Genomic DNA, 24,853 nt, shown 5'->3' on the forward strand with positions numbered 1-24,853 from the left:
TCGCTAAAATGACGATTTATATACAAAAAAAGAAAACCCCGCCGGCGTAAAGCTCAACGGGGACTGTACTTGCAGTTCTTCTATTCGCGGACAAAGACGGTCCGCCCATTGCCTTTCCGGTTATTTCAAAACGGCTGTTTGCCTCAAACCGGCAGCTTGCAGGTACGCCATCGCAGCCACCCACACCCCCACCGCGCCGATGGCCCCATATCCCAAAAGCGATATCGGCAATGGCTGGAAAAGAACGATCGCCGCGCTGCAAACCACCCAAAGCGAGTCCAGCACGATTACCAGCCTCACCGCACGGGCATTCACAGGATTCCCCCTGGCGACCGAAAATACCAGCGCGGCAAATGCAATCAGGAAAACACCGACCCCGATAAACGGCTTGGTAGCCGTGGTTTCAAACAATCCCGCTACGAACTCCGGAAAAGCGGCGAGCCCCAAACCTGTTGCACCTGAACTGATTGCATTGATAAGCATTACATTTTTGAGCGTTTTCATATTTCGATTGTTTAGTTGTTTGGATACGACAAAGGTATGGCCGTCACTCCGCCACAGGCTTACCAGTACACGCCAACGGCTTATCATTTCATGACACCGCACGATAAACTCAAAAAAGAAACCCCGAAGGCGACGGACCTCCGGGGTGCGAAAAAAATGGTCTGGTACAATTTCAAATGCTTGTGGCAAGTCGCATTTCTGTCAATATCTTCCTGAAACCGACTTTTTCGTAAGCAGTTACCGCGGAGGCGTTGTCTGAATACACTTGCAGCCGGACCTCGTCCAAGCCTTTTTTGCGTGCCCATACCACCAGTTCGTCGATGATGAGCTTATTGATCCCCCGCCCCCGCATATCGGGTTCGGTGTACATGAAACCCAAAAACGCATATCGTTGAAAGCGATTGTAAGATTTTCCTTCCAAAATACGCGCATGCCCGCTCGCCACCAGCCTGTCGCCCAGCACCGCCACCAACACTTCCGCGTCGTCGCTGCGGATCATTTTTTCGAGGTCATAGTAATGAAACGTGTGCTCCACAAGCGTATCGTCGAAAGGCCGCTCATTGGCAATGAGATTTTGTTCAAATGCAAGAAGTGTCGGCAGTTCGTCAAGCCGCGCTTGCCGGATCTGGATGTTTTCCATGAGAATGTCGATGTGGTACTGCCACAAATCTATCATTTCAGGCGAGGATTTCCGCAACCCGGTCTGCCGATTCCTTGCCCGCATATACAGGCAAGGCAATGGTATGGATGCGGAGGCCGGCGTCATTCAATTCCGCATCGAGGTGGCCGGCAAAGCGCATGTTGAACGCCATTAAAGCCTGTTCCCAAACCGGTAACGGCTGCGAATGGCACCAGATGTTGATCACCCGGGAATGCGCGTAGAGCAGCAGGTTCGGCAATAGCTGATGCAGGTAGAGGATGCCGCTTGCGTGGCTGGTTTTAAGTTTCCTGTCCAGTGCCCAGACATCATAATCGTCCAGCCGCTGCGACCAGCCGGTTTCGGTATAATTTATTAGCATATCCACTTCGAAGCCCTCGTTGATCTTTTCGCAGGCCGAAATAATGCTTCCGGTATCCGCGTCGTCGACGACCCGGTAATGCACAAGCACCCGGTAGTTTTGTACGATATCCCGCACGAGTGTTTCCAAAGCGGCTTCCCTTGTTCCTATCAGGATCAGATGTCGTTTGCCGGACGCAAGCGTTTTGGCGAAGGCCCGCCCCCAGGGCGTATCGCCCCCCCCGAACTACGGAAAAATTCATGGCTTCCATGTTTTTGGCAAAAAAATCGGACAATACAAAGGTTAAATGCCCTTAGAGTTGTCATCAAAATACACCTGCAAAGAAAACGGGACCGCTCATGAGAGGAAATACTGATTTATCATTACAGAAATCGTCGGCGAACCCGGTGAGGATCGCGCCCGACTATATGCCGCTGCTGAACAGATATTACGATTTCGACGGCGTCGAACCAGGTCGGCTGGACAAGCAGCTTGCGCTTATCCGGACCGTAGCACAATTCAGCAGCAGCGGTATGACCGTGTACGACCTGCAAAAACAGACGCACGTTTACGTTTCGAGGAATTTTTATCAACTCTACGGATACGATTTCAGTGAAGCCGGATCCTGCATTCCGAATGAGGTCTTTGACCAGAAAATCCATCCTGACGATCGTCATGCGCTGGCACGCAGCGGATACGATGCCATGAAATACGTAATGGCACAGCCCGCCCACCTTCGCAAGCAGTTCAAGATGCTCACAGAATACCGGATAATCACCAGCGATGGGGCCGCTATCCGCGTTACGGAGCAGCATCAGGTGCTTGAATTGGACGCATCCGGGAATATCTGGCTTTCGCTGGGAGTGATCGACATTTCGCCCGATCAGACGGCCGCGGGGACCAAATGCCAGATCGTCAACCTCGATACCGGCGAACTTATCCAACTGGAAAATAACCGCATAGCAGACAACGCAAGGCTGACCGCCCGCGAAAGAGAAATCCTTGGCATGATCGGTAAAGGGAAACTGAGTAAAGAAATCTCCGCATTACTGGACATCAGTGTCCATACTGTCAACACTCACCGGCAGCGGATATTGGAAAAACTCCGGGCCGACAACTCGATCGAAGCATTACAAAGCGCGAAGATGATCGGATTATTAGCCTGAAAATCATTGAAACGAGTCTTAGGATAATTGAAACTACATTTGTGAGATAATTCGACAAATCAATTCAACAAATTGGTACACTTTTAATGCTAACCGGGGTTACAAACGATTACTATTCAAAAGTTTAACCTGGTAGCTATGGAAAGTGCAACACAGAAACAGGCCGTTATCACACTGAACGGCGAAAGCTTTAAGCACTACCTGATCGAACGTTATGGCAATGCTGTCGAAAATTCCAATTGGCAAAGGTTCAAAAATGCTTCGCAGGAGCTGATCTCCGCCGAAACGTGGATACAACTGTATAACCGGGCCAAGGAAGACCTGGCTCAGAAAGGCGGCTCGTTGATCGGCTATGAGCTGGTCGATAATATTCTGCTAAGCCACGACGGCATCGGTTCTCACTGGCCGATGAACTGGATGTGGGTGATCCGTTTCGGGCACGATTAATTCTGCAAAACCGGTGTTTTTTAGGGCTGTCGTTTTTGTTCTATTTTTCCGCCATGGCTCACCCGAACTTTGAAAGAAAAAGCTATGACGACAATTAACCTGTTCCTGCTCGTAACGGCGCTTGCCAGCGGTCTTATCGCCGGATTGTTTTACAGCTATTCCTGCTCGGTGAACCCCGGCCTGGCCGGCATTCCGGATGCGGGTTACCTGACTTCCGTGCAATCCATCAACCGCGCTATTCTCAATCCCGTATTTTTTTTCAGCTTTACAGGCACGCTGTTGCTTTTACCTGTGAGCACTTATCAGCATTTCGGAACCGGACGCTTTTACTGGCTGCTCGGCGCCACGATCCTGTATGCGACCGGGACTTTCGGCGTGACGATGTTCGGGAATGTGCCTTTAAATAACGCACTGGACAAGATTAATCTCGCAAATGCCACTGCCCAGGAACTAGCCGGGCACCGTTTGCGGTTTGAGATTCCGTGGAACAGGCTGCACACGATCCGCACCTGTGCCTCGGTGGCTTCGTTTGTGCTGGTGCTCCTGGCCTGCCTGGCCACAACCGACAAACACTGATCAGCAAACATGTCCATACGTCCGTACGAACCTGCCGACTATGCCGGTTGCATACGTGCATTCGAGAGCAACCAACCTGCTTTTTTCGCCGACCATGAAAAGGAGGAATTTGAAACATTGCTGGAAGAAATAGCCGCGCCGGGCGGATCGACCGTCTACTACTATGTTGTAGAACATGAGGGAGTCATAGCAGCATGCGCGGGCTTTTGTATGCAACCCGACAAAGCGTCGGCCGGGCTCGTGTGGGGAATGGTTGCACGCGATTTTCACCGCCAGGGCATTGGCAAACAGCTTTTGACCTACCGTTTGAATAAAATCCGGGAGCTTCTGCCGGGCGTGCCCGTGATCCTCGACACAACGCAGCTCAGCTATCCTTTTTTCGAAAAATCAGGCTTCCGGGTTACCCGGATCACCAGGGATTATTATGCACCGGGCCTGGATCGCTATGATATGATCCTGGAACCGGCTGGCATATCCGCACCGGCCTGACCGGCACAACCGGTGCGGATATGCTCAATTTTCACTCGACCCGGCCCTTTTCGTCGTCCGAAGCGGTATTAGCGTGTCTGCGCTTGCGGACAAAGGATTCCTTTCCAAACTTATAGCTGAATGCAATGCCGATGCGTCGGGTGTCCGTCGTATTGATCTGATAATAATCGGATTGCCGGATACCGAAGGATTTGTTATGATAGACCCATGAATGGAACAAATCTTCAAAATTCATTGCAATGGCGCCTTTCCCTTTCCAGATTTTCTTCTGTATCCCGCCGTTGACCCGGAACATCCCCGAAGTCTGAGCCTGGCCGTTTACATCCCGGCTCGCATAGTAGCCCCCCCAGTTCGGCATTCCAGCCGTTGCCCAGATTGAAATAATTGCTGATTTCCAGCCGAGCAACGTTGGTAGCATAGTTCAGCGATTCGGTATAAGCGATTCCCTTCATAATGATGCGCGACAGCCGAAGCGTTGTATTACTGTACCACCAGTTCGTTAGCTGTCCCGAAACGGTTGTATTTAACAATAGCATATACCCTCGCGCAATATTATCGGGGCGACTGATGAAGGTATCGCCCCGTGCCTCGATCGTCGTGAAAATACTGTTAGTGAACCGGTTGTAGCTCAAACCCATATTAAGGAAGTTCTTGTGCTGGTATTTCAGCTCCACACGGTTCTGGTACTGCGGTATCAGGTTCGGGTTTCCCGCACTGTATGTATATTGGTCTTTGTAGAGAACGAAAGGGTTGAGCATCTGGTAGTTCGGGCGGCTGATCCTCCTCACGACCATGAGTACGAATGCATTCCGGTTATCGGGTTTATAATTCAGGAAGATACTGGGGAAAAGCCGGGTGTAATTCCTGGTGAAACGCGTTGCCGCAACCGAGTCATTCCCCAACTGGTTTCCTCTGGCAACTGTATTTTCCAGCCGGAGTCCCGCCTGTATCCCGAAGTGCGCCCATCTTTTTTCGCCGCTTGCGTAAGCCGCATGAATGTGCTCGCGGTATTGAAAATGGTTTGACCGGCGGTTATCGATTACCTCATTGCCACCTTCCCTATTGAAATGATTGAACACAAAGTCATTATCCACGTAGCTCGACTTGAAGCCTGCCTCCATACGTGCCTTGTTTTCGAACGGGTGCGTATAATCGGCTTTCAGGGTATAAATGTTGATATCGGAAGGTGTACGATAGCGGAAGCGCTCCCGGCCCGTCAGTGTCCCGTCGGCATCGAACAGCCGGTTTTCCAATTCCTGATCACCACGGGTATCATATTTCAGATAATTGGCATCCACAGCCAGCTCCCGGCCCCTGTCGTCGAACTTATGTAATACATTGAAATTCAAACCTGTATTATGGCGAACATCTTTTGCGCCGGTATTGCCGTTCCCGCTGCCCGTCGGTTGGCCCGGCGCATCCAGCTGCGTACTCTCGTAGGTAAAATCGCCGGTCCGCGAGGAGCCATTGAGATTGATGATCGTACCTAAAACCGTTTTAGAAGTCACGGCCCAATCCATGCCCCAATTCACATTACAGCCGTTCGTCGTATTCTTCTGGTCGTTTTGCAGATTCACGCGGGATTTCAGTCCGCCGGTTGCATTGTAATATCTCCGGCTGAAATCGTCTGCCGCATAATTTTTTTCCCGGTTATAACCGAGGTTCGCGAATACATTCAGCTTTCCCAGGTTATAGTTCAGATTAACGGCGTCATTGTTTCTTCCATAACGCCCCTGGCTACCGCCCAGCGCCACGCTGCCTGTCAGGCCACTGATACGCGTTTTTTTCAAACGGATGTCGATCACCGCGTTACCGGCGGCGTCGTAGCGCGCCGGCGGATTGTCCATCAGCTCGATTTTATCGAGCACGCCGCCTGGCAGCGATTTCAGGTAGGCGGCCAGATCGCTTCCCGACATATAAGTGCTCCGGCCATCGATGAGCACCATTACGCCACTTTTCCCATTCAGACTGATCTCGCCATTTGCGTTGACAGTCACGCCCGGCGTTTTGCCCAGCACATCGAAGGTGTTGCCCGTGGCACTGCCGATCATTGCATCCACATGCACGATAGTCCGGTCTATTTCCTGTTCGATCACCGGTTTCCTTGCTTTCACGGTTACCTCGTTCAGCTCGATACTCTTTGCCGGCAGCAGGATTATCGCCGGTAACGCAATCACCGGGTGCGCCGCGTCGACCGTCAATGGCATACTCACAAAATCCTTCTGCCCCATCGCCGAGATTGCCAGCAGGTAGGTATTATTTTCGAGGTTAGCGAAGCGGAAATTGCCATTGCCGTCGGTCAGTTTACCCGCGACGAGCGTAGAATCGGCGGATTTGAGCAAACGAATGGTGGCACCTGGCAGAACTTCGCCGCCGGAATCTTTAACGGTACCGGAAATAGCATTGCCGGTTTGGCCAAATGCCCTGGCGGTTATCAGGAAGTAAGTCAGGATAGCGAAAAACGTTTTCATGGCCGGGATATTTACATCGGTTGAGTGATGAGGCAAATATTACCCCGCCATGTAGCCCCCTGAAATAAATGTGTTGTAACTTCCCCGAACGATGACGGAAAGCGCCTGGCGGCTGACGAACCATTTCGACCTGCGCCACCTGTTTTCTGTCATGGAACCTGGCCTGTTTGCCCCCCACAATGCCGAACTTATAAGCTGAACAGGCATATTTGCAGCATGGACAAGCCGCGGTCGTCAAAACCGGATAATGCATGAGCATCAAAATCAGCGATAAAAACAGGGAAGCTACCAAGACCGGCATTTATACGGTGCTCACCGCCGCTACCGCCGTGCCGGTCTATTTTGGGATAGACACCTATCTGAACACCATCGGCGCTCAACATGACGAAGCGTTGGCGGTCGCGGGGACGATCGTCTTTTTCGGCTGCGTTTACATTGGCAGGCACCTTTCGACGATCTGGTCGGCGCGGCAGCGCGAAATCCCTAAAAATGTGCTCAATGGCCTGGCGGGAGCCATCGCGGTCTGTTTTGTATGGCTTTTTATCCATGCCGATTTTCAGTTCCGCACCTTTCCGGGCATTAACCTGCTCTTGTACTGGATGCCTTTTGTGACAATCGGGCTTTGTACCGGGGCGCTTATCAAACTGTTCAGAATGAGTACCCAAAAAGAGCTGGAAGCTGCCAGGACCCAGGCCGCACACAGCCAGAGCGAGCTATTTCTGCTGCAATCCCAATTGAGCCCGCATTTTTTGTTCAATACATTAAATAACCTTTACGGCCTGTCGATTAGCCAGCACGAAAAAATCCCGCCGCTGATATTGAAGCTGTCGGATCTGCTGAGGTATTCCGTTTATGAGGCAAGCGAAACCTATGTACCGCTCCGCGACGAGTTGACCTACATTCGCAACTATATCGACTTCGAGCAACTCCGGATGGGCGACCGGCTCGAACTGCAAACCGACATCGAACAAGTCGGCGGGCCCGATATCCGCATTGCGCCGATGCTTCTTATCGTGTTTATTGAAAATGCGTTCAAGCACTCCCGAAATACGATCGATTCAAAAGTCTTTATTGAAATGCGCCTGAAAATATGGGGTAATTCGATTCTTTTTTACCTTAGAAATTCACACAACCGCTCCGCACAAAATGACCAGCACGTTGAAAAACACAGCGGTTTCGGCCTGGCGAACGTCAGAAAACGGCTGCAACTGCTTTACCCTGGCCAGCACTACCTCGTTATTGACAACGAGGAAAATACCTACACCGTAAATTTGCGCCTGAACCTTCGATGATATGACCCGGATAGAATGCCTGATTGTGGACGACGAGCCCATTGCGCGTGACATTATACGCACCTATTGCGGGCACCTGCCCTACTTGAACGTGGCGGGTACCTGCGGAACCGCGCTCGAAGCCCGAACGGTGTTAATGCAGCAAAAAATCCATATTTTGTTTCTGGATATTAATATGCCGGTCATGGATGGCATTTCGTTTCTCAAAACACTCAAAACGCCACCGCAGGTTATCTTTACGACCGCTTACAAAGAGTTCGCCGTCGACGCCTTCGACCTCTCGGCCTGCGATTATCTGCTCAAACCTTTCTCACTCGAACGCTTCGTGGTGGCCGTCGACAAAGCCATGGGAAGCTTGCATTCCTCCGCCCAAATGCAGGAACCGGAAGCCGCAAAGGAAGATGGCTTTTTCTTTTTAAAGGCCGACGGTAAAATATACAAGATCATGCACAACGACCTGCTTTATGCGGAGGCTAATGGAAATTATACCAAAGTAAGGACTACGCAACACACACTGATGCCAGCTATGACTTTCTCGGGTTTCGAGGAACTGGTACCGCGCTCGAAGTTCCTGCGGATCCACCGGTCGTTTATCGTCAACAAATCCAAAATAGACCACATCGAAGGCAATCGCGTTTTCATTGGCAGCACCGAAATACCGATCGGCAGCAACTACCGCGAGCAATTTCTGAAACAAATCGGGCTAAACGGTTGACTTACCACCGCAATGCCCATGAAAAAAGCAGGGTCACCCCTGCTTTCCGATATCGGTTATCCAGTGCCTACTTGTGCGCCGGGATTGCGAAGAACAAACTGAACTGTATGACGCTGTTTTTAAAGTCGGGATTCATCGCCGCATTTTTGTCGAAATCGCCTACCTTCGAGAAGCCGGCAATATATCTCGCGCCGATCCCGAGGCCGAAATTAGCCTGATAACCCAGCCCTACACCACCTGCCAGGTCGAGATTTTTAGCAAAGTTGTCGATCGTCTGATCTGGAATGTCCTCCCCTGTCTTGAACGAAGCCTGCGGTCCGAATTCGAAATAGAAACCGCCTCTGGTACGGAATTTCAGCATTACCGGCACCGACACGTAGGTTGTTTTGAATTCCTGCTTGCCACCGTTTTTGATTTTAGCGCCCTGTGTCGAAAACAACACTTCGGGCTGGATTGAAAACACTTGTCCGATGCCGAAATTCAGGATCCCGCCGAGGTGGAAACCCACGCGGGCGTCGGATTCGATATCGCTTCCGGTGTAGTTGCTGATGTTGAGCCCGGCTTTCGGCCCTATGGAAAAAGATTGCGCAAATGCCGCGCTGCTAAGCACCGACAGAAGAACGAGCAAAGAAATTTTTCTCATGGTTTGTTGAGGTTATGTTGGTTTTTTGAAATGTAAATTAACCTGACCAAATTCAAAAACCGTGCCAGGTATTCGTAAATATACATCAATGTTTAACTATTCATAAAAAGATTGGGTATTCCATTCCGACCAACATTCTTTAAAATAGACGGTTAAATACCAGACAATGAAATACTTTATGTTTAAACTCGCCGCCAAAGGCCCGGACGGGCGACAATATACATGCACCATGTTTCATCAGCATGAAAGCGAACCCGATCCGCAATACGTCGTCGATAATGCGTGCCGGCAATACCCAATTTTCACCGAAATCCGGGTTCTATCCGTGCAACCCGTTTCCCTGGAAGAATACTCGTTCCGGGTGCGCCAAATGTCGGATTCCGACGAATGGGGCTTCCATCCGCTTGTGTAACGAATCGTAGCAGACGTTTTGATCGGCAAAAACGCCGGTAAAATTCAGACTCATAATGAACCACTTACCAACACCCGCAATAAAATCTACGAAAAAATCTTGCGCTTATCGATAATAACTGTACCTTTGCACCATGAATCGTATTCGGCGAATCAGATAGAGAGATGGCAGAGTGGTCGATTGCGACGGTCTTGAAAACCGTTGACTGTAACAGGTCCGGGGGTTCGAATCCCTCTCTCTCTGCAAAATGCCCGTCCTGGTAGCAGGATGGGCATTTTTCGTTTTCGGGACATGCCCGAGAACTAAACTCGTGTATGTTTTTCCTGGTTTACTTGCCGCCTGTATATTTCAATTTATATTGGCTATAATTGCAGACTGAATATCTTTATCAGGAATATCGTGTCCAAAATACAAAATGTAATCACCGCCCTGCTCTTCGCCGGATTGTGTTGGAGTGTGTTCATCAAATACAAAAAGCTATCGACTCCGAAATACTACACCGAATTGGACAGCTTGGATGCGATGCTGGCCCCTCTCGAAAAAGTTTTACCAGCAGGTTCGACAGTCGGATTTAATACAAACACCCCTGACGGCAGAAAGGGCGTTCTTTATTTCAAGTCGGCACTCGTTCTGGCTCCCGTAATTGTTACTCTCGAGAAAAGTGATACAGTCTTAATAATACAGGAAGATTATTTTCCATCCATGCCTACCGACAATTACGAATGTATTGCAGAAGGCAAATATAAAAATCGAAATTATCAATTGGTCCGCCGGAGACACTGATATGCTGCCTGTTTTTCTAATCGAGATTTTAGTTATTTTCTTTGGGATCAGTCGGGTCCTAAGTCGGGTAGATTGGTCGCTACGGGGTGTTAAGTATCCGGTTTCGTTTGGAATAACCATAAGCGGAGCGGCCTGCCTGTATTATTTGAGTTTGGTTACTTCCTTCCGAATCGAACCGATCCTTGCCTTTTTCAGTGGCTGCTTTGGAACTTTCACCCTAACAGCATTACTTAAAAAGAAAGACAGTCCGGAGAGTGTAAGCAAGCGACTTAGCGCGAGCAATTTGCTGATTTTTTCGATCGGTATACTGGTTCTCACCTTGCGTTTTAACAAACACCTGCATAGATGGGGCGATTGGGACGCCTATGCGATCTGGACACATCATGCCAAGTTTCTTTTTTATCCGGAGTACTGGAAGACAATGTTCACTCAGAAACTCGCAAGCACTCACCCCGATTATCCACTGATGCTTCCTTCCATAATTGCACTTACCTGGCGTAACGTTAATCTCATTACACCCATTGTCCCAATGGCAATATCCTATTTCACCTTTTTGTCGATTTCTGCAACAATATTCCTTTCATTAAACCAGCACCGCCGCTTGTTCTTCTCAATTTTATCATTGCTCATATTTGCACTTGATTCAAAGTATCTCAATATCGCTGCTTCTCAATATGCGGACACAATGTTGGCATTCTTTATATTAATAGCTTTCGTGCTTTACAAGCAAATCGACGATAAAAGAACTTATAATATTGCCATTCTGCTAGGCTTCGTAGCCGGAAGTGCCGCATGGGTAAAAAATGAAGGAATTCTATTCTTTCTGATTTTCTCTGCCACGCTTTGCTATTTCAAATTCAAACAACCGCATGTAATTGTAAAATACATACTGGGTGCCTTAGTGCCTGTTTTAATTGTCATACATTTCAAAATCACCCTTGCTCCACCAAATGACCTGGTTCATTCAAACCGAGGTGAAGATATATTGAAGATGATTGCTGATCCTGCTCGTTACTTGCTGATCGTAAAACACTTCGTAATCACATCTGCCTCGTATTACTGGATTTTATTTGTGTTATTTTTAGCATTATTAATGCACAAAACGGCGTTTTCAAATAGTTTCCCATTCATAGTAATCAGCCTCATACTTTGTGGCTACTTTGTCATTTACCTCACCACTCCGAACGACCTGAACTGGCACCTTGGCGCTTCACTTGACAGGCTGCTTCATCATCTGTTCCCATCGTGCATTTACTTGTTTCTTTTTAGACTGAGTTCTGTTTCAAATATCCGTCAGGCACTTGGAGGGTCAGAACCTAGGACAGGTTTCGCCAATGCCGATCGATCAACCTGACGATCGTCATTTTTCGGCCGACCATTCCTTCCGTTCTTGCGTCCGATAGAGCTAACCGATTCTACATCAGGATAGAAATTAGCAGAAAAAGGTCGGGTTATTGACCCGGCCACTTTTTATCTTTATTCGTCCGCGATCGAAATCACCAACACATTTGCGGCACTATTGCGAACACGAAAACGCTCGTCGGCGCGCAGGCCCACCACCCAGATGATCTCGCCGCCTCCATTGAGTAGCACGGCAGTCCGGTCCTTTTCAAAACGGTCCATTTTACGATCGATCAGTAAATCGCTCACTTTTTTTGCTTTTCCCCGCCATACCGAGGGGCTGAAAGCTATCTCCTTGCCGCCATTTGCGTAAAGTCAGCGGGAATGTAAGTAAATCCTGGTCGACGGCAATTGTCGCATTATCAAACACCGGCAATATTCCGGCGGGCAACTTACGGAGCGTAATGCGTATCCCCTGCCAATGCAACGTCGACTCCGGCTCTCCGATCGTCAGTTCTTCCGGTCCCGAAGGCCCCCGGATTGCTTGCAGAAGAAGAAAGTCCCTATCGAGAAGCAATACGTGCGAAGAGGAGAAAAAACGCTTGCCAGGAATACCGGCCAGAGCGGCTACAATGCCTCCCATCTGATTATATTGAAAACCGAAATCCTGTAAAATGATCCAGAGGCGATAAACCGGTTCGGTTTTACCTGCGACTTCACGGACCGGAATACGCAGGACGTCGTCGTCAAATTGGATGGCCCGGGATTTCCATTCCTGTAAATATTCGTCGAGCAGCGTATTGGCTGCCCGCAAACGTTCCGACGACGTATTGAACGTCGCTTCCAGCGACGGATTCAATTGCGATAATACAGGAATCACATGGTGGCGGATCTTATTTCTCCGGTAATCATCGGTTCGATTAGTCCTGTCCTCCCGCCAATCGAGGCCCTGAACAGCTGCATACCGCTGTACCGCCTCCTTGCTTGAGAGAATAAGAGGACGGATCAAACGGCCATGGACGGGCGCAATTCCACATATGCCGGGCAGGCCGGTCCCGCGCGCAAGGTTAAGCAGCAGGGTTTCGAGCGAGTCGTTGGCGTGATGAGCGGTCGCAATCCATTGAAAGCCAAGCTCAGTTCTGATTTTCTCAAACCATTCATACCGCAGTTCCCTGGCGGCCATCTGCGTGGAAATCGAGGCCGATTTCACCAAGGCTTTCACATCCGGCCTCGTTGAAAAAAAGGAAAATTGTACCGTTCTGCAAGTTCACGTACAAATGCCTCGTCCCCTTCCGATTCATCCCCTCTCAAACCAAAATTACAATGCGCGATGGCTGCCGGAAGTTGTTGGCTATAAAAAAAGATGGGCCATTACCACCGAGTCGATCCCCCCGCTCACGGCCAGTAAAGTCGGTTGCTGTTTCAGGTCCGGCGCGTGTTGGTTAATAAAAGTTAAAAACGAATCCAACATGAACCTGCGAATCGGATTTGATGTACTTTTGGATAACTGACTTTGGATTCATCTCTTTGCCCCTGTGGTAGGGGCTTCACCCGGTCAAAGGTAAGAGAAAGAAAAGCAACATGAAGAAAAAAAATCATGCGGGAAACTGCAACCCTTTTAAACTTTTCAGCGTCATCTTGATCGAAAGGAATATATTTCAATTAACGTTCTTTGCCTTACTGATTTTTTCGCCTTATCTGTTCGCACAGAAAGCATTACCTCAGTCATCCCAAAGCGAGGACCTGGTAGAGATCCTGAAATCGGACGAGCTGGAAATTATCAATCAGCCCGGCGACGATTCCCGGCGCGTTACCAACGGCGTTTTCAAACATAAAGGCGCGCTTCTGTACAGCAATCTCGCTATCCAGCACCTGAGCAGCAACATGATCGAGGCTTTCGGCAATGTAAAAATCGTTCAGGGCGATACCGTGACTGTGACGGGAGATACGCTCCTGTACTACGGAAACACGCGCCTGGCTATTGTGAGTGGAAAAAAAACGGTCCTGAAAGACCGCAAACGGACACTCACTACCCGTAAAATCGAATACGACATGGCAAACGGGATTGCCTACTACAAGCAGCCGGGGCGCACTGTCGATGAAGAGAATGTGCTCACCAGTAAAGAAGGTTTTTATAATACGGCTACCAAGGAATTTACCTATTACAAAAACGTGAAGCTGGTAAATAAAAAGTACACGCTTACGACGGACACCTTGCTGTATAACTCGATTACGAAATGGTCGTACTTCAACGGGAAAACCAAAATTGTCAACAAGGATGGCACTGTCGCGGCGACGAAGGGTCAATACAATACGGAATCAACACAGTCGGCATTTCATACACGGACCACGGTTGACAACGAAACGTATACCCTTACCGCGGATTCGCTGGTCGTCGACGGGAAAACGAATGACGGCAGAGGAAAGGGAAATGTGGTGATTGTGGCCAAAAAGGACAGGACGATTCTCAATGGCGATGAAGGATATTACTGGAAAACAAAAGGTTATTCCAAAATTTTCGGCCATGCCTATGTGAGAAATGTCGTTTCCGAAGACACGATGTACATCCGCGCCGATACGCTCTACTCGTTCGAAAACACGCGCGATAGCACGCGCAAGCTCGTGGGCGACCGGAATGTATTCATTTACAAATCCGATTTTCAGGGAAAATGCGATTCGATCACTTACGATACGGCCGATTCGGTTATCCGCTTTTTCCGCAAACCGATCCTTTGGAGCGACCAGCATTACCAGATGGAAGCCGACTCGATAACCGCATTCCTCGTAAGCAACGAGCTGAACCGGATGTTGCTCAAAGGCAAGTCGTTCGTAATCACCGAAGACACGCTCGTAAGACAGTTCAACCAGGTAAAGGGACGGACGATCAACGCGTACTTCCAGGCCGGCAACAAGCTAAAACAGGTGCTCGTCGACGGCAACGGGGAAAGTGCCTACTATGCGGTAGACGATAAGCAGAAAAATATCGGTTTGAACCGGGTCGAATGCGGGAAAATGAACCTGCTGTTCGAAGACAACCGGGTCCGGCGGATCGCATTCATCGGAAAGCCCGACGGAAAACTGATTCCTCCGTCGAAAATAAAACCCGCTGAAAGGCAACTGGAGGGCTTCAAATGGCGTATTGCCGAGAAGCCGACAAAGGGAAAGACGACCTGGCAGGAAAAATGAGTTTTGGTTATAAATAACCCAGGATAACCGCTTTCGGCACGATTTTTTGATATTGAAAAATAAAATTGCCCGTTCGTACAATATATTTTGAATATACAATTATTTCTGTATATTTTTGTAACGGGCTTTTTCGACTAAAAATACATAACGCATTAGTAAAAAGTACCCGATTGAGCTATGAAAAGAACTATACGTTTTATATATATGATCTTAGCCCTGGCCCTGAGTTTTCAAGGGTTGCAGGCCCAAAGCGTTTCGGGGGGAAGCCGCCTGAATATCGTCGGCAAGAAGAAGGCCCCCGCTACCCAGAACATCAAATTTTCAAACTTTTCGAGTGGCCTCAGTTACCAGCCGCTAACTTTACAAAATCCAAAAGCGCTGAATAGATTCTACACATCGTTTCTTTTTGCATCTGCCAACCCGGCCGAAAGTAATGTATCGGCCGTCGAAGTTGCCGAGAAAGGCAGCGAAAAGAAAACACCAGCATTGGAAGCACAGTCGAAGGCGGAGGAGCTTCTTTTTGTAAATGACAAAATTTCGGTTTCCAATGTATATCCCAACCCGGCCAGCGAATACGCTGAAATCGATTTCACGATTTCAGGAGGCCTTCGCGATGCGAAACTGATATTTTACAATGTGCTGGGATCACAAATCCAGGAATTTACGCTCAACAAGAACGATCGCAAACTACGTGTCAATACGAGGGATATGCCTACCGGCCTGTACTTTTATCAACTATCGGTCGACGGCAAAAAGGTTGCTACCAAGAAAATGCTCGTTCGCCATCAGCAATAGGCTATCTTTTAACACTATATCAGCTACGCATTCGTTATGGATGATGTAGCTTTTTTTATTACCTTTGCAGTTAATATGCGAAAAAACAGTCCGGCAAGCTATTTCTTGCTATTTATTGCAATCCTTGTTGTTACTTCCTGCAGTAAGTTCTCCAAGTTACAGAAGACGGGTACGGACCAGCAGAAATACGATGCTGCCATGGCCTATTATAAGAAGGCGGACTATTACCGCGCGGGGCTGCTGTTTGAAGAATTGATCCCTTTGCTAAAAGGAAGTACCGAATCCGAACTGGCGCAGTTTTATTACGCTTACACGCAATACCATCAGGGCCAATACAATACGAGCCAGTTTCTGTTCAAGAAATTTTACGACACCTACGCACGCAGCGACTATGCGCAGGAGGCACTGTACATGCACGCTTTTTCGCTGTATAAGGATTCGTCGCCTTATAACCTCGACCAGACGAGTACATTCACGGCCGTTTCCGCGATGCAGGATTTTATCAATACCTATCCTGACAGTCCGTTCCGGGAAGAATGTACCCGTTATATTCTGGAGTTAAGGTCAAAGCTGGAAAAAAAGCTTACGAGCGTGCCCGGTTATACCACAAGATCAGCGATTTCAACCCGATGTCGCTTAAATCCGCGGTTATTTCCATCGAAAACTTCCGGAAAGATTTCCCGGATTCGCAATACAATGAAGAACTTGCTTTCCTGAAAGTTGAATCTCAATATAACCTGGCGGCCGCGAGTTTCAGCGACAAGCAGAAAGAACGGTATCAGGACGTTGTGAAGTTCTATCAGGAGCTGGTCGACAAATACCCGGCCGGCAAATACAACCGCGATGCCGAAAAGATGTACGACGACAGTCAGAAACAGATCGAACTGATCGCGAAAGCAGAAGCGGAACGGCAAAAGCTCAAGGAATCCCAACCCGACCCGACCACCAAGCCGGCGAAGGTTACCACCCCAACCCCTGCTGTAAACGAGCCGAAAGGCCAATAAGGGAATTCATTACATTGTTTTAAAACTTTAACTATATCAGACCATTATGGCAACGAATCCATCGATCATTACCCGTGATACAGACAAGATAGCGGCGGTAACAGGTAACCTGTATGAATCCGTATCTGTCATTTCCAAAAGGGCGCGCCAGATTTCCAGCAAAATGAAGGAAGAGCTGAACAACAAGCTGGCTGAATTTGCTTCCGGCGTCGACAACCTCGAAGAAGTGTTCGAAAACAGAGAGCAAATCGAAATCTCGAAATTCTACGAGCGTATGCCAAAGGCTGGAAGCATTGCGATCGACGAGTTCATCGAAGGCAAAACTTACTTTAGCTATCGCGACGCCAGCGAAGAATAAGAGCCGGATACTTAGATGACGCCCGCCATGAATCCTGATTAATGGCGGGCTTTTTATTTTATCTCCGTAACTTTACGCGCATCGAAGCACGGGCCCGTCCCACTATTCAACTCCCTGTAAATTGAATCTTAAAGGTAAAAAAATACTCCTCGGCGTTTCGGGAAGCATTGCTGCCTATAAATCCGCACTGCTGGTGCGGCTACTCGTGAAGGCACAAGCGGAAGTCAAAGTGATCATGACGCAATCCGCAACGGAATTTATCACTCCGCTGACTTTATCGACACTTTCTAAAAACCCGGTTTTCACGGCGTTTACCAAAAATGAAACAGGCGAATGGAACAACCACGTGGAGCTCGGGCTGTGGGCCGACCTGATGATAATTGCGCCGGCAACCGCTAAAACGATGTCTAAATGCGCCTCCGGCCATTGCGACGACCTTCTGACGGCCGTTTATCTCTCGGCGAGGTGCCCTGTATTCTTCGCCCCGGCCATGGATGTGGACATGTTCCAACATCCTTCGACCCGTCAAAATATCGAAAAACTGACCAGCTACGGAAACCGTTTCATCTCACCCGAATACGGTGAACTCGCCAGTGGACTGATTGGCGACGGGCGGCTTGCGGAGCCTGAGCACATCGTAAGGGCGTTGAATGCACATTTTGCAAGACGCCCCGCAGCTGTTTCGAGGCGCGTCCTGATTACAGCCGGCCCAACGGTTGAATCCATTGATCCGGTCCGCTTTATCAGCAACCGTTCTTCCGGTAAAATGGGGTATGCGATTGCCGAAGCGTTCGCGGCCGCGGGCTCGCACGTAACGCTCGTAAGCGGTCCCACACAACTGAAAAGCATGCATCCGGATATCCACACGGTTCAAGTAGAGACAGCCAGCGAAATGTACAATGCAGTGGAAGAACATTTTGGAAGCAGCGATCTGATCATCTTCGCTGCGGCAGTGGCTGATTATGCGCCCCGGTTCGTTGCCGCACAGAAGATCAAGAAACAAGGCGATAGTATGACGCTGGACCTTGCCAAAACAACCGATATTGCGGGGACTTTCGGGAAACTAAAAAAACCGGGGCAGATAGTTATCGGTTTCGCACTTGAAACGGAGAATGAACTGGGCCACGCCCGGGACAAGCTAGACCGTAAAAATTTCGATTACATCATTTTAAACTCCCTGAACGATCCCGGCGCAGGTTTTGCACACGATACCAACAAAATAACCGTTATTGACAAGGACAAAAATACGCAGCAATTTGACCTCAAATCCAAAGACGAGGTCGCGCAGGATATTCTCGATATCGTACTAACCAAATGGAACGAAGCATAAAACTACTGATCCTGACCATTCCGCTGCTCTGGGCGGCGCTGGCTCAACGTGCCTTCGCACAGGAGTTCCAGTTTACGGTGAACCTGAACTACGAGCAACTGGTAGCGCAGCAAAAGACCGACCCGCAGTCGATGAACCAGTTGCAGACTTATATGAACGATTTTCTCAACAATACCCGCTGGACAAACGACCAGTTTGGCAAGGACGAGAAGATCAAATGCAAGCTCAATGTAAACCTGACCCGTTCGGCATCGCAGGGAAACTACGAAGGTAATGCCCAACTGATCGTTTCCCGGCCTGTTTATAACTCGACTTACGAAACAGTGCTTTTTACTTACGTCGACAAAAATTTCAATTTTACCTATCTGCCCAGTACACAGCTGTATTTCAATGAAAACAGCTATACCGAGGAACTCCCGTACATTCTGGCGTTCTATGCCAATATCGCCTTGATATTCGACTACGATTCTTTCAGCAAAATGGGAGGTTCACCTTATGTGCAGAAAGCATTTAACCTCGTCAATCTTGCCCGGAACTCTTCCCCCAACAAAAGGGGCTGGGATTCCAACGGAGATTCGAAGAACCGCTACTGGCTGATCGAGAACCTCCAAAGCCAACAATTTACGCCATTCCGCGAGGGAATGTACAAGTATTATCGCCAGGGCCTGGATGTGGCAACACAAAATCCGGCAGAAACCCGCGCGAAGGTCCTCGAATTTTTGAATACCATCAAGGAGGTTAACCAGCTCCGTCCGGCCAGTGTGGTGATCAATTCGTTTTTCGACGCCAAATCAGACGAGTTGTACAAAATACTGATTGAAGGTTTACCCGAACAACGTACACAGGCGTACTCTCTGCTGGTTGGTCTCGACCCTTCGAAAACTCAACTGTACCAGAAGCTATCGATGTAGCAAAATAAACCCTATGAGTAAACGGTTGATGCGGGTTGAGCCCGGAGAAATTAAAAATGAGCAAGACATGTTGCAAAGACAGCCGATCAACGCAGTTCTTTCAAATGGTAACACCGTTTTCGGCAGGTTATTATCGGTCGACGCAACGCAGATCACCTTGAAAGATACCCGGAACCATACCCATCGGATCCCGGTTTCGGAACTTTACGAGATCGTTTACGACGACAACCGGGATATTGTCCCGCCCAGCAGGCATGCCGGCTTCTAAAATCCGGTGAACTTCCCGCGATATTTTCTAATTGGCAAGATCGTAACTATATTCGTATCGGAGACAAGTTAGATCCCCTTCATCATTGACAGGTTGCATTATCTCCGGCAACCTGCTGCCTAAATTAGACATGCTTTCTAATTTACTGATTAAAAACTATGCGCTGATAAAGCACCTCGAAATGTCCCCAGATCCCGGCCTGAACATCATCACAGGCGAAACGGGTGCCGGCAAATCGATAATGCTTGGCGCGATAGGCCTGCTGTTGGGAAACAGGGCGGACGCGAAGTCGTTGTACGACAGCAACGAAAAATGCGTTATTGAAGGCACGTTCAACCTGGCCGGTTATGACCTGGCGCCAAATTTCGAAGACGAAAATCTGGACTTCTCGGAGGAATGTATCGTGCGGCGCGAAATTTCCGCTGCCGGCAAATCAAGGGCATTCGTCAACGACACGCCCGTGAACCTGGAAACGCTGCGAAAAATCGGCATGCAGTTACTCGACGTTCATTCACAGCACGATTCGATATTGCTGGGTAACAACGAGTTTCAATTACGGGTGGTGGACTCGTATGCGGAAAACGCTGACTTGCTTAAATCTTACCAGGCCGATTTCAATACTTATCGCGAAGCGGTGAGAGCATTGGACGAATTGAAAAGACAGGCACACCAGCTTCGCAAGGAATTCGATTACGACCAGTTTCTTTTTCAGGAGTTGAACAATGCCGGGTTGAAGGCCGACGAGCAGGAAAAACTGGAACAGGAGCTGACAATTCTTGAAAATGCCGTTGAAATCAAAGAAAAACTTCAACTGGCGCACGCTTATCTGGACAACCCTGAAAACTCCGCGCTCGACTTGCTGAAAAGCGCAGTGAATTCACTCGCCCAAGCCTCGCGGCTCGTTTCGGAATATGATATTTTACGACAGCGGGCACAAAGCGCATTGATCGAGCTCCGCGATCTCGCAGATGAAATTGACCAGGTGAATGGCAATGTCGAACTGGATTCGGCGCGGACGGAGGTGGTACAGGAGCGGCTGGATCTTATCTATACCCTGCTCAAAAAACATCAGGTATCGACTGTGGAGCAATTGCTTGCCATCGAAGCCGGGTTGCAGGACAAACTGAGCGCTGTCATGAACCTCGATGACGATTTGGCCGCGGCTGAAAAAAAGGTAACGCAAACGCGCGACAAAATGCTCGCAGGCGCGGAGGTCCTGTCCGACCGCCGCAAAAAGGTAACGAAAGCCATTGAAAAGCTCATTCTGGACCGGCTGGTTGAACTTGGCATTCCAAATGCGTCGCTCAGCATACAGATCGGTGAAACAGCACCATCACCGACCGGAACGGACTCGGTGACGTTTCTTTTCAGCGGTAACAAAGGTATTGTTCCGCAAGAATTGAAATTAGTAGCCTCCGGCGGGGAATTTTCCCGGCTTATGATGGTTATTAAGTATATATTGGCCGACAAGCGGAAATTGCCGACTATTATTTTTGATGAGATAGATACCGGGGTTTCGGGGGAAATCGCCAAGAAGATGGGCAAAATGATGCAGAACATGGCTGTTAACCACCAGATAATCGCCATCACCCATCTGCACCAGATAGCAAGCAGCGGCGATGCGCACTATTTTGTTTACAAAGACCATTCTTCGGACAAGACGGTCAGTAGGATTAAAAAACTCACTATCGATGAACGTGTTCAGGAAATAGCCCAGATGATCGGCGGGCATAACCCCTCCGAAGCCGTGCTGCACAACGCGCGTGAAATGATTCTCAGGGATTAACGTATATGTACTCTACTAACTCGCCACTTTATGAAAAACCTCATCCTTCTATCGTTCATAACCATACTTTTCCTGGCCTGCGCAAAAGATAAAGACCAGGAAACAATCGCCGGCCTCGAAACCGAGGTGTTAGCCATCCATGACGAGGTAATGCCTCAGCAAGAGAGCATTGTGAACCTAAAATCCCGGCTTTCGAAGAAAATCCAGGGGATAGACAGTCTTCAGAATGTGGGTGTGAGCAGCAACACGATGGCCGAACAACGCATCAAGGCGGTGGACCTGAACCAGAAGCTCGCAGATGCCGATAAGCTTATGATGGACTGGATGCACGAGTACCGCGGCGATTCCGCCAAAAAACTCGATGCCAAACAAGCAATCGTTTATTTCGAAAAAGAGAAAGAAAGGATATTGCTCGTGAAACAGGCCACCTTGAAATCCATTCAGGAGGCAAAAACTTTTTTTAGAATAACTCGTTTATGAACTCAAAAGTAAAATCGATTCTTTTTCAATCCCTGTTTGTGTCCGCTTCCCTGGCCACTGTTACCGGTTGCGGTAATTCGGACAATAAGCTACCCATCCTCGGCGAACGCGACTGGGTTAAGAAGACGGTGGATGGGAAAGAGGTCGTTGACACCATTTATAATACCATTCCCAAATTTGCCTTTGTTAACCAGTACGGCGATACGGTCACGGAGAAAATCGTAGAGAATAAAATTTATGTAACCGACTTTTTTTCACCACATGTCCTACCATTTGCCCGGTAATGAAAAAGCAGATGGTAAAGGTTTACGAAGCATATAAAGGGAATCCTGATGTGATGATACTCTCCCATTCCATCGACCCCGAACATGACACGCCGGCGGTTCTCAACCAGTTTGCCAAAGACCTTGGGGTGGAAGGCCGGCAATGGCAGTTCCTGACAGGTGACAAGGCCAAAATCTACGAGATAGGACAAAAGAACTATATGTCGACGGCCAAGGAAGACACTACCGTGCAGGGCGGCTACATTCATAGTGGCGCGTTCATCCTCGTGGATAAGGACAAGCACGTGCGCGGCATGTACGACGGGACTACCGAAGAAGGAACAAAAAAATTGCTCAACGATATGGAACGGTTGCTGGCCGAATACAAGAAATGAGATTCCCGCAAGCAAAAAGTATGGCAAAAGTCCGCATTCTGGCATTTGCATTGTCGGGCCTGGCATCATGCCGCAATTCGGAAGAGTTGAAAAGCGAACAATATTTTGTAACCGGGCAGCAGTTATACATGACGCATTGCGCAAACTGCCACCAAATGGAGGGCAAAGGAATGTCCAATCTCTACCCTCCTATCGCCGGCTCGTCGATTATTGAAAATAAAGCTCGCATGGCCTGCATTATCCAGTACGGTATGAGCGATACGATTATCGTCAACGGTAAATCGTTCAGTCGGCCGATGCCGCCGAATCCCAAACTGACGGAAATAGAAATTGCGGAGATTGTCAGTTTTGTATCGATGAAATGGGGAAAAGACAGTGTTTACACGCCGATCGAATTTGTGCATAAGGCACTAGCCGACTGCAAGGCCGATTAAGGCCCCGTGAACTTGTAAATACCCGTCGCCTTCCGGAACTTGATCCGCGAGAAGTCCTGCTCGGCATCCATCCCGATCGCATTCGTAATCTCCGAGGTGCGCAGATTTTTAACAGACAATGCCTTGTCGGTGAAAACCTTGTGTGTTCCGGGACTCCAGCTCAGCTCGGAGGTTGTGAGGATTTCCTGCGTTTCGGATTTTACAACCCGCACATTGCCTTTTACGATATAAGTATCTGCATTGCGGTCGTAACGTCCCGAATCGGAACGCAATGTAGTTACTACCGTCCCGAGTGAATCAAAGAAGCTGATATTGACGGAGTCGGGGAAAACCCGGGTCTCGTTCTGATAAGTCAGTGATTTGGGCGTTTTGACAAAAACCTTCATCTTGCCCTGCTCGCTGTATTTAACCACCAGATCGTTGACAATTTCGAGCGGTCCGGTGTATACGGCACCTATTTTGTCTTTTTTTGACTCACAAGCCACAAAGAGCAGCACGATGAAGAACATAATACAAAAAGGAGATAATTGGTTATCTCCCTTTGATTGATTCTGCCTTTCAGATAAAAACTGATATATGCTCCGTTTCAGCATAGTCCGGCGTTTTAGTCGATACGCTGTTTCTGGAACCATCTTTCCAGCAATGTGATACCCAATACCACGCGCCCGTACCGTTCGCGGGCAGCTCCGCCCGAGTTAGTCCCCCGTTGCCCCCCCTACGAGTGCTACCGACAGGAAGTTCGAATAACCGCGTCCCATCGGGAAGGTAAAACCAAGGCTTATGTTGGTGTCGTTTATTTTCGTTTTTCCCAATACGTAAGGTGTGTTACCTGTGCTGAAACCGATGCGATAACGCACCAGATCAAAATAGTTCAGCGAGGTAAAGCGGGGAAGATATTCCATACCGAAATGCAACCGGTTGACATCTTTCAGGTTCTCATTCACATTTCCGAAACCACGGTATTTCGACCAGGTCTGATGACTGTAGTCTAACGAAATAATCATTTTGAATGGCCATTCGAGGCTTGCTCCTACCTGATATTGCTCGGGCACCTGCATCGAGCCGCTCAGATTATTTTCGAGGGTATCCGGGTCAACGACGGGAAAAGAGCCTTGTGTCAGTTCAAAAGAAGTCGTTTTGGTCGCATTCAACGACGTACTGAAACTATACGTACCCCCGAGGTTCAGGTTCATTTTATTTTCTTTACGGATCGGAATCTTTACGGTACCGCCTGCGCGGAACGCCACGTCCGAGTAGGTATTACGCTCGTTCAGGCTCACCATGTAGTCGGCTGGCACACCATCCACGAAAAGCAATACATCCGAAGACCGCCTGATATTGCCAAAAAAGTAGCTGCTTTCCAGTCCCAGGCTCACATAACGGCCGATTTGAAAGGAATTGACGAGCGATGCTTTGTTCACGCCACCCTTTCCCGAAACAGTATACGCGGCAACAGCCGGGGAACCTGCGACAGACCTGGTAAATGTGTTCTCGTAATCGACGAAACTATAAGGTTTCAGGCTTCCGCCGATAACCCACTTGGTGGTTATAGGGAACGAGAGCGAAAGATACGCGAGGTTTCCGCCCGCATTTCCCTGCCGCAGATTACCGCTGGCAATGCTCTTGTATTGACCGATGAGCCCCACGTCCAGGGTCGTAAATCTGTTCCGCACCCAAAGCGCCGGATTGAGGTTATTAACCTGAAACCCGCCGCCCGAGCTTACGCCGGAACCGCCCATTGCAGTATTATCGGAATATGCATCCCCGTAAAACTCCCCCATTCCGAGAGATGAGTACGGAGAATTG

General features: G+C 48.9%; 27 protein-coding genes, 1 tRNA gene and 2 pseudogenes. 20 read left to right on the plus strand and 10 right to left on the minus strand.

What is annotated here, in order from left to right; translation table 11 throughout:
• Positions 1-120: 120 nt before the first annotated feature.
• The 3 genes from ABV298_RS06155 to ABV298_RS06165 all read right to left on the minus strand — a co-directional run bounded on the left by ABV298_RS06155 (position 121) and on the right by ABV298_RS06165 (position 1,682).
• Positions 121-504, minus strand: a complete 384-nt coding sequence (locus ABV298_RS06155; RefSeq protein ID WP_353721288.1) for a hypothetical protein — start codon at positions 502-504, stop codon at positions 121-123.
• Positions 505-676: 172 nt separating this feature from the next.
• Positions 677-1,180 (minus strand): GNAT family N-acetyltransferase, encoded by a 504-nt coding sequence (locus ABV298_RS06160; RefSeq protein WP_353721289.1) that lies wholly within the window; start codon positions 1,178-1,180, stop codon positions 677-679.
• Position 1,181: 1 nt separating this feature from the next.
• A complete protein-coding gene (locus ABV298_RS06165) occupies positions 1,182-1,682 on the minus strand; it encodes a hypothetical protein (RefSeq protein WP_353723150.1) in 501 nt (166 codons plus the stop codon).
• A 179-nt stretch (positions 1,683-1,861) separates the two neighbouring features.
• Between ABV298_RS06165 and ABV298_RS06170 the strand changes: the two genes are divergently transcribed.
• The 4 genes from ABV298_RS06170 to ABV298_RS06185 all read left to right on the plus strand — a co-directional run bounded on the left by ABV298_RS06170 (position 1,862) and on the right by ABV298_RS06185 (position 4,180).
• Entirely contained in the window at positions 1,862-2,668 is an 807-nt protein-coding gene (locus tag ABV298_RS06170) for a LuxR C-terminal-related transcriptional regulator (RefSeq protein ID WP_353721290.1), read from the plus strand.
• A gap of 138 nt (positions 2,669-2,806) precedes the next feature.
• Entirely contained in the window at positions 2,807-3,115 is a 309-nt protein-coding gene (locus ABV298_RS06175) for a hypothetical protein (protein ID WP_353721291.1), read from the plus strand.
• 84 nt (positions 3,116-3,199) lie between these two features.
• Positions 3,200-3,691, plus strand: a complete 492-nt coding sequence (locus tag ABV298_RS06180) for an anthrone oxygenase family protein (protein WP_353721292.1) — start codon at positions 3,200-3,202, stop codon at positions 3,689-3,691.
• Between the two features lie 9 nt (positions 3,692-3,700).
• Entirely contained in the window at positions 3,701-4,180 is a 480-nt protein-coding gene (locus tag ABV298_RS06185) for a GNAT family N-acetyltransferase (RefSeq protein WP_353721293.1), read from the plus strand.
• A gap of 31 nt (positions 4,181-4,211) precedes the next feature.
• Here ABV298_RS06185 and ABV298_RS06190 read toward each other — a convergent pair whose 3' ends face one another.
• Together ABV298_RS06190 and ABV298_RS06195 are read right to left on the minus strand one after the other, a co-directional pair.
• Positions 4,212-4,475 carry an outer membrane beta-barrel protein gene (locus ABV298_RS06190; protein ID WP_353721294.1) on the minus strand — a complete coding sequence of 88 codons (264 nt, stop codon included), beginning with the start codon at positions 4,473-4,475 and terminating at the stop codon, positions 4,212-4,214.
• A complete protein-coding gene (locus ABV298_RS06195; protein ID WP_353721295.1) occupies positions 4,405-6,651 on the minus strand; it encodes an outer membrane beta-barrel protein in 2,247 nt (748 codons plus the stop codon). The genes ABV298_RS06190 and ABV298_RS06195 overlap by 71 nt, the downstream gene beginning before the upstream one ends.
• A gap of 251 nt (positions 6,652-6,902) precedes the next feature.
• On the opposite strand from ABV298_RS06195, the gene ABV298_RS06200 reads away from it, so the two are divergent.
• On the plus strand, positions 6,903-7,943 hold the full coding sequence (locus ABV298_RS06200) for a sensor histidine kinase (RefSeq protein ID WP_353721296.1): 1,041 nt from the start codon (positions 6,903-6,905) through the stop codon (positions 7,941-7,943).
• A gap of 1 nt (position 7,944) precedes the next feature.
• On the plus strand, positions 7,945-8,658 hold the full coding sequence (locus ABV298_RS06205; protein ID WP_353721297.1) for a LytTR family DNA-binding domain-containing protein: 714 nt from the start codon (positions 7,945-7,947) through the stop codon (positions 8,656-8,658).
• 67 nt (positions 8,659-8,725) lie between these two features.
• Here ABV298_RS06205 and ABV298_RS06210 read toward each other — a convergent pair whose 3' ends face one another.
• Entirely contained in the window at positions 8,726-9,301 is a 576-nt protein-coding gene (locus ABV298_RS06210; RefSeq protein ID WP_353721298.1) for a porin family protein, read from the minus strand.
• A 166-nt stretch (positions 9,302-9,467) separates the two neighbouring features.
• Between ABV298_RS06210 and ABV298_RS06215 the strand changes: the two genes are divergently transcribed.
• The 3 genes from ABV298_RS06215 to ABV298_RS06225 all read left to right on the plus strand — a co-directional run bounded on the left by ABV298_RS06215 (position 9,468) and on the right by ABV298_RS06225 (position 11,850).
• The gene (locus ABV298_RS06215) at positions 9,468-9,713 is read left to right on the plus strand and encodes a hypothetical protein (RefSeq protein WP_353721299.1); all 246 of its coding nucleotides are present in this window, start codon (positions 9,468-9,470) and stop codon (positions 9,711-9,713) included.
• A 158-nt stretch (positions 9,714-9,871) separates the two neighbouring features.
• A tRNA-Ser gene (locus ABV298_RS06220) sits at positions 9,872-9,956 on the plus strand.
• A gap of 484 nt (positions 9,957-10,440) precedes the next feature.
• The gene (locus ABV298_RS06225) at positions 10,441-11,850 is read left to right on the plus strand and encodes a hypothetical protein (RefSeq protein WP_353721300.1); all 1,410 of its coding nucleotides are present in this window, start codon (positions 10,441-10,443) and stop codon (positions 11,848-11,850) included.
• Between the two features lie 122 nt (positions 11,851-11,972).
• Here ABV298_RS06225 and ABV298_RS06230 read toward each other — a convergent pair whose 3' ends face one another.
• A complete protein-coding gene (locus ABV298_RS06230; RefSeq protein WP_353721301.1) occupies positions 11,973-12,146 on the minus strand; it encodes a tRNA lysidine(34) synthetase TilS C-terminal domain-containing protein in 174 nt (57 codons plus the stop codon).
• Positions 12,121-13,059, minus strand: a complete 939-nt coding sequence (tilS, locus tag ABV298_RS06235) for a tRNA lysidine(34) synthetase TilS (RefSeq protein WP_353721302.1) — start codon at positions 13,057-13,059, stop codon at positions 12,121-12,123. Before tilS ends, ABV298_RS06230 begins: the two co-directional genes overlap by 26 nt.
• Positions 13,060-13,475: 416 nt before the next feature.
• On the opposite strand from tilS, the gene ABV298_RS06240 reads away from it, so the two are divergent.
• From ABV298_RS06240 to ABV298_RS06290, 11 genes and pseudogenes are all read left to right on the plus strand, one after another.
• A complete protein-coding gene (locus ABV298_RS06240; RefSeq protein WP_353721303.1) occupies positions 13,476-15,023 on the plus strand; it encodes an OstA-like protein in 1,548 nt (515 codons plus the stop codon).
• A 204-nt stretch (positions 15,024-15,227) separates the two neighbouring features.
• A complete protein-coding gene (locus tag ABV298_RS06245; RefSeq protein WP_353721304.1) occupies positions 15,228-15,818 on the plus strand; it encodes a T9SS type A sorting domain-containing protein in 591 nt (196 codons plus the stop codon).
• Between the two features lie 75 nt (positions 15,819-15,893).
• Positions 15,894-16,822, plus strand: a pseudogene (gene bamD / locus ABV298_RS06250) (outer membrane protein assembly factor BamD).
• Between the two features lie 46 nt (positions 16,823-16,868).
• Entirely contained in the window at positions 16,869-17,180 is a 312-nt protein-coding gene (locus ABV298_RS06255) for a DNA-directed RNA polymerase subunit omega (protein WP_353721305.1), read from the plus strand.
• 121 nt (positions 17,181-17,301) lie between these two features.
• A complete protein-coding gene (gene coaBC, locus ABV298_RS06260) occupies positions 17,302-18,510 on the plus strand; it encodes a bifunctional phosphopantothenoylcysteine decarboxylase/phosphopantothenate--cysteine ligase CoaBC (protein WP_353721306.1) in 1,209 nt (402 codons plus the stop codon).
• Positions 18,495-19,421 (plus strand): DUF4835 family protein, encoded by a 927-nt coding sequence (locus ABV298_RS06265; RefSeq protein WP_353721307.1) that lies wholly within the window; start codon positions 18,495-18,497, stop codon positions 19,419-19,421. The genes coaBC and ABV298_RS06265 overlap by 16 nt, the downstream gene beginning before the upstream one ends.
• Before the next feature lie 67 nt (positions 19,422-19,488).
• Positions 19,489-19,689, plus strand: a complete 201-nt coding sequence (locus tag ABV298_RS06270) for a hypothetical protein (RefSeq protein ID WP_353721308.1) — start codon at positions 19,489-19,491, stop codon at positions 19,687-19,689.
• Positions 19,690-19,819: 130 nt separating this feature from the next.
• Positions 19,820-21,475: a DNA repair protein RecN gene (gene recN, locus ABV298_RS06275; RefSeq protein ID WP_353721309.1), complete on the plus strand. Its 1,656-nt coding sequence runs from the start codon at positions 19,820-19,822 to the stop codon at positions 21,473-21,475.
• Between the two features lie 30 nt (positions 21,476-21,505).
• Entirely contained in the window at positions 21,506-21,955 is a 450-nt protein-coding gene (locus ABV298_RS06280) for a viral A-type inclusion protein (RefSeq protein WP_353721310.1), read from the plus strand.
• Positions 21,952-22,613: pseudogene (locus ABV298_RS06285) on the plus strand (SCO family protein). Before ABV298_RS06280 ends, ABV298_RS06285 begins: the two are co-directional and overlap by 4 nt.
• 20 nt (positions 22,614-22,633) lie before the next feature.
• Positions 22,634-23,047: a cytochrome c gene (locus ABV298_RS06290; RefSeq protein WP_353721311.1), complete on the plus strand. Its 414-nt coding sequence runs from the start codon at positions 22,634-22,636 to the stop codon at positions 23,045-23,047.
• On the opposite strand, the gene lptC is transcribed toward ABV298_RS06290, so the two are convergent.
• Positions 23,044-23,556 carry an LPS export ABC transporter periplasmic protein LptC gene (gene lptC, locus ABV298_RS06295; protein WP_353721312.1) on the minus strand — a complete coding sequence of 171 codons (513 nt, stop codon included), beginning with the start codon at positions 23,554-23,556 and terminating at the stop codon, positions 23,044-23,046. The two genes, ABV298_RS06290 and lptC, sit on opposite strands and share 4 nt — an antisense overlap.
• Before the next feature lie 186 nt (positions 23,557-23,742).
• Positions 23,743-24,828 carry a hypothetical protein gene (locus ABV298_RS06300; protein WP_353721313.1) on the minus strand — a complete coding sequence of 362 codons (1,086 nt, stop codon included), beginning with the start codon at positions 24,826-24,828 and terminating at the stop codon, positions 23,743-23,745.
• Between the last annotated feature and the right edge of the window lie 25 nt (positions 24,829-24,853).

The sequence above is a fragment of the Dyadobacter sp. 676 genome (assembly GCF_040448675.1).
In the GTDB taxonomy this organism is placed as follows: domain Bacteria; phylum Bacteroidota; class Bacteroidia; order Cytophagales; family Spirosomataceae; genus Dyadobacter.